Here is an 8,275-nt window from a genome sequence, read left to right as displayed (position 1 = left end):
TCTAAAAAAGTTAAACACAGAGGTACTGGAACAAGAACTAATCCTCCTGTGTTTGTTGTTTCAAGCACTGCATAGCCTTAACTGAACCGTATTGATTTATATTGACTGTAAACTTTTATCCATTCCTGAAAAGATATAAACACTTCAGATTTTTGATTTTCGTCCCACATCCACCATCCTCCGGCTAGACCACTGTAAAAATTAAAATCAGCAATCTCTCTTAAAGTTAGGTCATCTGAACATTCTCTGATTTTTCTCCAGAGAATAAATACGAGTTCCGAAAGCCAGCCAGCCGACCACGTTTGCTCACTAAAACTACTCATCATCTGCCTAAGAAACTCTTTTGGATCTTCTGCAATCGTTAAAGGGTTCATGAGTCTGGGGATTCTTTCTAAAAACGATCGCTACCGATTTTATTGTGCAGAAGCTTGACTAACACAAGCACAGTTAGACAAATTGCAATTTTTGATTTTTCCATAAGATTGATTGAAAAAGAGATAAGTGATTTGTATAACTTGGATTGTCTAGTTAATTTTGCGTATTTCAAAATCTATCGTTTTGCCAGGAAGAGAAATTGAATTGAGGATTAGGGACTTTGAAGTTATGTAGTAGGAAACAACCTTGCTCTGGTGGAGTGTAGTTGCTGAGTATAGTAGAATATTGCCGCAGGTAACTGTCCGTCGCCTCTTGGACTATCTATTGTGGGTGACTTCCTCCTCAGTTGCTACTACACTCAATCAATCGATCATGCAACCACCGATTACAGTTGGCACTGTCTTGCAAAACCGTTACCGCATAATTCAAATTCTCGGACAAGGAGGATTTGGTAGAACTTATTTGGCAGAAGACCAGAGGCGCTTTAACGAACTTTGCGCGATCAAGGAATTGAATTCAACAGCAACGTCAGCTTTGGATTGGGAGAGGGCACAAGAGCTTTTTCATCGAGAAGCTGCCATTTTATATCAAATCGAACACTCACAAGTGCCGAAATTCCGCGAAAGATTTGAGCAAGACCAACGCTTATTTTTAGTGGAGGACTACGTTGCAGGTCAGACGTACCGAACTTTGCTGGCTGAACGTCAAGCAGTGGGTAAAACTTTCACAGAGGCTGAAGTATTGCAGCTGATAGAGTTATTGTTGCCTGTTTTAGAGCATATTCATAATCGAGGAATTATTCATCGGGATATCTCGCCAGAAAACATTATTTTGCGAGATAGTGATGCTAAACCTGTGTTAATTGACTTTGGAGTGGTGAAGGAACTAGCAACGCGTTTACAATCGCCAGATAGTCCGCTACCAGGAACCACCGTCGGAAAACTAGGCTACTCTCCCAGCGAACAAATGCAAACAGGGGGAGCTTATCCTAGTAGTGATTTGTATGCATTAGCGGTAAGCGCGATTGTTTTGCTGACTGGTAAAGAACCAAAGGATCTATTCGATCAAAACCAACTAACTTGGAATTGGCAACGGTGGGTAAAAGTGAACCCACGATTTGCCCAAGTTTTGAATCGAATGTTGAATCATATACCGAGCGATCGCTATCAAAGTGCTGCTAGTGTATCTCAAGCACTACGACCTTTACAGTCAGTCAGTCTTCCTAATGTAAATGTGTCTAACTTGCAGACAATGGCAGTTAGTCGCCGTCCTGACTTAGTAGCACCAGCAGTTTCACCCAAGAAAACCGATCCTGTGATTCCACCAAGTCCCACCAACTCGATTTTAGATAATCCGTTAGCGATCGCCGCAATTGGCATTGTTGTCGTGATCGTAGCAGGATTTGGTTCTTGGGCACTAGTCAGTTCCATCCGCAGTCAGTCGAAAACAGCAGATGAGACGCTTCCACAAAATTTCCCTTCACCAGTAATTTCTGGTGGTACTACATTCACACCCACACCAACACTCACACCAACACCCACGCCAACACCGACACCGACACCTACTAACGATTTACCTGTTATATCTACTAAGCGCCTCAAGCTCACAGCGTCTAAGCTAACCACCGTTGAAGGTACTCTCAAAGCAAATCAGATCATCCAGTACAGTTTTTTTGGGCGAGAAGGTGCTAAATTAAACACGTTTATTGACCCAGGAAGCAACATTCTACTAACAGTTTTAAATCCCAATGGACAACCAATTGAGAATACTGCCCAACAAGTTACATTTTATCAAGGCACATTGTTAGTTACTGGTAGATATACTATTGAGTTAACTCTGCTTTCAGGTGTTGCCGAAAGCAATTACAACCTCAATGTTGCATTAGAAAAACCAGTCAAACCAACTCCGACAGAGACACCTTTGCCAATTCCCACAGAGACACCTTTGCCAATTCCCACAGAGACACCCTTGCCAATTCCCACAGAAACACCCTTGCCAATTCCCACAGAGACACCTTTGCCAATTCCGACCACTACTGAAGCGCCGACTTTACCCCCGGTTGATGGAACACAACCATTTTCTGGTCAAAGAAATTAATGTCAAACACACTACTGATTACTGGAACTGATACCGAAGCTGGTAAAACTGTTTTAACAACAGCGTTAGCAGCCTATTGGCAAAAATATTATCCGCAGCGTCGCTGGGGAATCATGAAACCGATTCAATCGGGAGTTGGCGATCGCGAGTGGTATCAAAAGCTATTTGTGCTAGAACAATCTGCTGAAGAAATTACACCTTTGTACTTTCAAGCACCTCTTGCTCCTCCTATAGCAGCAGCACGGGAAAATCACCGAGTAGATTTAGCACTTGTGTGGCAAGCTTTGTCTAAGTTGCGATCGCAGCGTGATTTTGTACTTGTAGAAGCCTTGGGAGGGTTGGGTTCGCCAATAACCGAGGAATTAACGGTAGCTGATTTAGCAGGGGAATGGTGTTTACCAACGGTATTGGTAGTACCAGTGAGATTGGGTGCGATCGCTCAAGCAGTGGCGAATGTAGCATTAGCTAGACAATCGCGCGTCAATCTCAAAGGCATTGTTTTGAACTGCGTACAACCCCGAACTGATACAGAAATAGCCGACTGGACACCATTTCAATTGATTCAATCACTCACTAACACGCCAGTTCTGGGCTGCTTACCCTATCTAGATAACCTGACTGATTTAGATAAACTTGCTCAAATAGCATCAGATTTAGATTGGGAAACACTAACACTTGAGAATGATTTAAATTGACATTACTGAAGAAAGGCAGGGGGCAGGGGGCAGGGAGTAAAACTTTATTATGTCTGATTTTAAGTCCTGCACTTTGTACCTTATTTTCTTGAAAACTACTGTATATCCCATTAACTCAATTACGATACACCAACATTTTTGAGGATAGTCATCGGCCCTTGGGTTTTGAGAATCTCCATTTCTGCTGCATTTCGCACCAGCAGCGCACCAGCAAATCCTAATGAATTCACAGAGATAGATTGGAAATGCTCTTGCGATCGCGGTACGATCAACATCCATTCTCGTGTTGCTAGTAGATTGTAAGCACCAGATTGCTTTGCATCTAAACCCACAGCATGACGCAAAGTGTGATAAATTTCTAGTGTTGCTTGGCCCGCTGCCAATGGCGATCGCACCCAATTAGAATTTAGTGATGCGAAAGCGTGTACAAAAGGAAGTTTTGCTGAAGTTGCATTCGAGCTTTGAAATTGTGCTGATGTTAGCAAAGGTTCAATCGGTATTTGCAACCCTGAAGGGACAAGTGGTAGGGGTACTAATTGTAAGTGCTTGTGTCGCTGACTAGCACCTGCGGTTTTGCTACTGTTGTAAAATGCTAAACCATCGAAATCAGCCAAACACGCCCACATAGCCGTAAAATCTTCCAAGGTGAGTAAGCTTTCTTGTTCCTCGAAACCACGGGTGATAATTAGCAGATGATAATCTACAACATTGAATTTGTTTAAAATACATACATGGGTATCGGAGATATCTGCCACAAATAAATCCTTTTCATAGGGCAAAAAAGGATTAAACTTTTCACCAGAAGTAGCAGATTGTTTTTCCTGTTTATCCTTAGCTGCTTTTTTGCGATTCAGGTTAGACAAAATCCGTACTAAAAAGCGCACGCCATCCTGTTCAACAAATTCAAATTCTGTCGGAATCGACAGTAGCGCCCCGCATTGCAAAGCATATTCAGTCCGTTCTTTAACACTTGTCCATAAAGTGCCAGGTTTAAGTAAGATTTTCCCCTGTGCCATTTTTATTCCTTTAGGCATAGTAAAGAGTACGCAGCGATGTACGTCTCTACGAATGACTATATTCCAATACGGTTCAATAAAATAGCAAAGTTTTCACAACAACGCAATACCTCTGCAACAAAACTGTCACAAATTATATCTACATTAGTAACACATCTAAATATCTTTCCAGACAGCAATGCAAAACGAATCTCGCGACAGAGAACACCCATCAAATAGCATTTCACATAACACTGCTGATGCCAAATATCATAAACCCTGGAGAAAGGCTGCCGCCTCTCTATCGCTGGTATTGCTGGGATCGGGTATGACATTGGCAGGCGGTTATATGGCTGGACACTCTCAGCAGGTATCTGAAAGTGCATCTAGTTTGGGAGTAAGTCGAGTAAATGCCGCTCCTCCATTGCCAGCAGCCACAGATCCTAATTTTGTTACCCAAGTGGTGCAAAAGGTAGGGCCTGCTGTGGTGCGAATTGACTCTTCCCGAACGGTAAAAACCCAGATACCAGATGAATTTAACGATCCACTTTTCCAACGCTTTTTTGGTTCTCAAATACCAGAACAACAGAATCGGGTAGAACGTGGTACTGGTTCAGGTTTTATTATTAGTGCTGATGGTCGTATTCTTACCAACGCCCACGTAGTTGATGGTGCTGATACCGTAACAGTAACACTCAAGGATGGGCGTAGCTTTAAAGGTAAGGTGCTAGGAAAAGACGAATTGACCGATGTTGCTGTTGTGAAGATTCAGGCAGACAATCTGCCATTAGTAGCCTTGGGTAATTCAGATCAACTACAACCCGGAGAATGGGCGATCGCGATCGGCAACCCCCTTGGATTAGATAATACAGTAACTACCGGAATCATCAGTGCTACCGGACGCAGTAGCAATCTCATCGGCGCTCCCGATAAGCGAGTAGAGTATATTCAAACCGACGCCGCAATTAATCCCGGTAACTCCGGCGGCCCTTTGCTAAATTCTCGTGGCCAAGTAATTGCCATGAATACAGCCATTATTCAAGGGGCGCAAGGATTAGGCTTTGCTATTCCTATCAACACAGCACAACACATTTCCAGTCAACTAATAGCTACAGGTAAAGTAGAACATCCTTACCTGGGAATTCAGATGGTGGGGTTAACACCTCAGCTAAAACAAAATATCAACTCAGATCCCAATAGCGGTTTGAGTGTGAATGAAGATAAAGGTGTATTAGTTGTAAAAGTTATACCAAACTCACCAGCTGCTAAAGCCGGAATACGTGCTGGTGATGTAATTCAAAAGCTTGGCAATCAAGCAGTCACAGATGCCAGCAGTGTTCAAAAGGCAGTAGAAAATAGTCAAGTCGGAAGCGACTTACGTATGGAATTACGTCGCAATGGGCAGAATCTTAACATCGCTGTGCAACCTGGTGCTTTCCCCGTCCAAGTGCAGTAATCGCTGTGGTGAGACGTTTTGAGTAATATAGCAGGAGGCAGAAGGCAGGAGGCAGAAGGCAGGAGGTAAAACATTACTATTCCTAACATCCAGGCTTTCAAGATGTCCTAACCTTTGATTCGCTTGCTATAATATCAGCTTCTGACTAAATTAAACGAAAACAAAGAAAGCTCAAAATAAAGCCGTCCTGTCATTAATAGGACGGCTTTATTTATCGGTATACATTCACAACAGGCGATCGCAGGCTCTACGTGCATCATTGATGAGCATGATACAAATATGGCAATTTTTCTGATGTCTTCATTTAGAGATTCCCTGTATTTGTAGAGTTGTATCACTAACTCAAAATTCATTATGCAGCTTACGCTCATTCTTCAGCTACAGATTGCTTTATTTTTTGCATCCCTTTTACTGGTTATATCCATGATCAAAATTTTGCTTCAGAGAAAAGCTTTGTATACAGCAGATTTCAAGTAGATTAAGTACACTTCATTCGTCTCAAAGCTAGGCATAAAGGCTATTTTACTTCTGAATTCTGACTCCTTAATTCTGAATTCTGCTGTATGTATCAACAATCTACAAAACTGTTTAAGCAGTCCGTAAACCAATACCAATAATCTGTAAAGCTTTTCAGACAAGCTATAGATGAATACGAATTCCTACTTCAGGAACATGGGATAGATACATCAAAACTAAAAGCTAAAGCTCCTCAGCAACCAACATCCTCACCACCGTTCCAATTCAAATCTCTGTCTTCACCTTCAGATAAGGCATTACCAGACCTGAAAAAGATGAAGAGGCAGCCTAGTAAATCAAAAGTAGTGTCTAAGAATAATCCATTGTACAAGGAACTTCTGAATTTACTCAGTGGTAATGAAGAAATTGCCAATCGGTTGATTACACATCAGCAACAATTAAATCCGAATAAATTAGAGAGCTGGATTTTGGAAAAAGTTGTTGGTGATATAAAACGCGATCGGCGTGTTTGAGGAGCTTAAGCGATCGCCTGCTAGAAAATCTCCAGATACAGATTTATTTTTTATAGCTCTCATAGTGTTTAAAAATCCCCTTTATATAGCAGGAGGTAGAACTATTACTATTCCTAGCATTCATCTTTTCAAAATGTCCTAACCTATGTGACTACGGCTATAAATATTCTAAAGGGGCATTATTTTACATTTACAATAAATAGGTCAACATAATTAAACATACAATAAAATCCGAATTTGTAATAAGTTATTCATCGCTGAGAGTAAAGTCTATCAGGACTAAAGTCCTTACTACAAACTCGGAGTTATGCTGAGATACCGATCGCAAAGTTGCAACTGAATTTTAAGCTAGAGCTACTGCTGGTTGCTGCCAGCGTCCCACCGCCTTACCAATTACTGCCAATTCTTGCATCAAGTTATCAAAACGCTCTGGTGTCAAAGATTGGGGCCCATCCGATAAAGCTTTGGCAGGATTGGGGTGAACTTCTATCATCAGGGAATCTGTGCCAGCTGCGATCGCAGCCATTGCCATTGAAGGCACAAACTCAGACCAACCTACGCCGTGGCTAGGGTCAATCATGATTGGCAGGTGAGTCAGCTTTCGTAACACTGGCACTACCGATAAATCCAGTGTATTTCGTGTATACTGACGGTCGAAGGTGCGTATTCCCCTTTCACACAAAATTACATTGGGATTACCAGATGCCAGAATATACTCGGCTGCCATTAACCAATCTTCAATAGTAGCTGCCATTCCCCGCTTCAACAGAACTGGTTTCGGCTGCGCTCCCACTTTTTTGAGCAAGGAGAAATTTTGCATATTTCTTGCTCCCACCTGAATCACGTCAGCAACTTCAGCAATTTTATCCAGGTCTACAGCATCCATAACTTCTGTAATAATACCTAGTCCGCTAACTTCCCGCGCTCTCGCCAACAAATCCAAAGCACTCTCGCCGTGTCCTTGAAAGGCATAAGGTGAAGTCCGGGGTTTGTATGCCCCTCCGCGCAAAAATGCGGCTCCAGCAGCCTTGACGCGCCGCGCCGTCTCTACAATCATTTCTTCATTTTCTACTGAGCAGGGGCCAGCAACGACTACTAAAGGCTGATGTTCGCCGAATACTACTGCTCCATCAGGAGTATTAACCACTACTTCCGAAGCTTCGCCGTGGCGGTACTGACGGCTAGCTCGTTTGTAAGGCTGTTCTACCCGTAACACCTGTTCAATCCAGGGGTTAAGTTCCTGAATTTGTAGCGGATCTAAACTGGCGGTTTCACCTACTAGACCAATAACTACTTTGTGTTGGCCAATAATTTTTTCTGGAGTTAGCCCCCAGCTAGTTAGTTCTTCATCAATGCGGTTTATTTCCGCCTCTGGAGAACCACTTTTCATTACTATAATCATCTGAAAGTTCCTGTATTAATTAATTGAGTAAAATTTTCTGTAAATAGGTTAACTTTATTGTTGCCTATTGGTCTAATTACAAATAGTTAAAGATAAAATTTGTTTACAAAATAAATATAGCAGGAGGCAGGAGGCAGGAGGTAAAACTATTACTATTCCTAGCTTTCACTCTTTTAAAATGTCCTAACCTATGTGACTGCGGCTATATCCCTCTTCTGTCACTTTCCGGTTATTCTAAATAAAAGGATTAGAAGAAAAAACTCTGC

Annotated in this window: 7 protein-coding genes; 4 read left to right on the top strand and 3 right to left on the bottom strand. The window is 42.1% G+C overall.

Going from position 1 to position 8,275, the window contains the following annotated elements; genetic code table 11:
* Window positions 1-77 precede the first annotated feature (77 nt).
* The gene (locus tag V7K79_RS19445; RefSeq protein WP_335049631.1) at window positions 78-374 is read right to left on the bottom strand and encodes a hypothetical protein; all 297 of its coding nucleotides are present in this window, start codon (window positions 372-374) and stop codon (window positions 78-80) included.
* Between the two features lie 373 nt (window positions 375-747).
* On the opposite strand from V7K79_RS19445, the gene V7K79_RS19440 reads away from it, so the two are divergent.
* The gene (locus V7K79_RS19440; protein ID WP_335049633.1) at window positions 748-2,472 is read left to right on the top strand and encodes a protein kinase domain-containing protein; all 1,725 of its coding nucleotides are present in this window, start codon (window positions 748-750) and stop codon (window positions 2,470-2,472) included.
* Window positions 2,472-3,167 carry a dethiobiotin synthase gene (bioD, locus tag V7K79_RS19435; protein WP_335049630.1) on the top strand — a complete coding sequence of 232 codons (696 nt, stop codon included), beginning with the start codon at window positions 2,472-2,474 and terminating at the stop codon, window positions 3,165-3,167. Before V7K79_RS19440 ends, bioD begins: the two co-directional genes overlap by 1 nt.
* Before the next feature lie 119 nt (window positions 3,168-3,286).
* Here bioD and V7K79_RS19430 read toward each other — a convergent pair whose 3' ends face one another.
* Window positions 3,287-4,183, bottom strand: a complete 897-nt coding sequence (locus V7K79_RS19430; RefSeq protein ID WP_335049632.1) for an ATP adenylyltransferase family protein — start codon at window positions 4,181-4,183, stop codon at window positions 3,287-3,289.
* 178 nt (window positions 4,184-4,361) lie between these two features.
* Here V7K79_RS19430 and V7K79_RS19425 point away from each other — a divergent pair, with 178 nt between their 5' ends.
* Window positions 4,362-5,618 carry an HhoA/HhoB/HtrA family serine endopeptidase gene (locus tag V7K79_RS19425; RefSeq protein WP_335049629.1) on the top strand — a complete coding sequence of 419 codons (1,257 nt, stop codon included), beginning with the start codon at window positions 4,362-4,364 and terminating at the stop codon, window positions 5,616-5,618.
* A gap of 791 nt (window positions 5,619-6,409) precedes the next feature.
* Window positions 6,410-6,607 (top strand): hypothetical protein, encoded by a 198-nt coding sequence (locus V7K79_RS19420; RefSeq protein ID WP_335049628.1) that lies wholly within the window; start codon window positions 6,410-6,412, stop codon window positions 6,605-6,607.
* Window positions 6,608-6,950: 343 nt separating this feature from the next.
* Here the strand turns inward: V7K79_RS19420 and aroF are convergent, their stop codons facing one another.
* Window positions 6,951-8,009 (bottom strand): 3-deoxy-7-phosphoheptulonate synthase, encoded by a 1,059-nt coding sequence (gene aroF, locus V7K79_RS19415; RefSeq protein ID WP_335049627.1) that lies wholly within the window; start codon window positions 8,007-8,009, stop codon window positions 6,951-6,953.
* Window positions 8,010-8,275: the final 266 nt, after the last annotated feature.

The sequence above is a fragment of the Nostoc sp. genome (genome assembly GCF_036917575.1).
Taxonomy (GTDB): domain Bacteria; phylum Cyanobacteriota; class Cyanobacteriia; order Cyanobacteriales; family Nostocaceae; genus Nostoc.
The sequence above is the reverse complement of the archived record's forward strand: the minus strand, read 5'-3'. Positions and strand labels throughout refer to the sequence as shown.